Raw genomic sequence first — 833 nt, 5'->3', positions numbered from 1 at the left:
GAGATACTGGGAACCATCAACCCTGCAACGGTTACGGTGAGATTCTATACTAATCTTCCGGATGCGCAGACGCCAACCAATGAGATTATCAATGTTACCAATTATACCAATGCAACGCCTGACACCCAAACGCTTTATGTACGCGTTGAGGACAACCTTACGGGATGTTTTGATATCGTAACCCTGACCCTGGTGGTCAACCCGCTTCCGAATTCACTCCAGCCAAACTATCCTCAGTATTCGCTGTGCGATAATGACCAGACCCGTATTGGTTATGAGGTCTTTGACCTGGCCAGCCAGATTGATGACATCCTTTTAGGCCAGACCGGCATGGAGGTAACGTTCTACCAGAGCCTTGGCGATGCACAGAACGGGACGCTTCAGATTCCCAACACCAGCCTGATGTACGAGAACGTTATCCAGTATGTCCAGACTTTGGGTATCCGCATTACCAACCAGGCTACCGGATGTTATGTCATCTCTACGATGGACATCAGGGTGGAGCCGCTTCCGAGCCTTATTCCACCGGCGCAGCCTTATACGCTGTGTGACCAGAACCAGGACGGATTCACGACCTTTGACCTTACGACGCTTATCCCGGGAATGCTGGGTGGTGTAACGACCTACATCGTAAGCTTCCACGAGACCCTTACCGATGCCCAGGCTAACGGGACAACAATCCCAACCCCTACGGCGTATACCAACATCTATCCTTTTATCCAGACAATCTATGTAAGGGCAGAGGACAGCACCACGCACTGTGTGAGCATCATCCCGATAGAGCTTAACGTAAACCCAAGCCCAATAGCACCGGTAAACCTGGATGATATTGT

1 protein-coding gene is annotated in these 833 nt (G+C 50.5%); it reads left to right on the top strand.

Going from position 1 to position 833, the window contains the following annotated elements:
- Positions 1-833 (top strand): FIDD domain-containing protein (locus tag L1S31_RS14850; protein ID WP_502539616.1); only part of this gene is annotated, 833 nt, incomplete at both ends.

The sequence above is a fragment of the Flavobacterium wongokense genome, assembly GCF_021608265.1.
In the GTDB taxonomy this organism is placed as follows: Bacteria; Bacteroidota; Bacteroidia; order Flavobacteriales; family Flavobacteriaceae; genus Flavobacterium; species Flavobacterium wongokense.
This window is presented reverse-complemented; position numbering and strand designations above follow the sequence as displayed.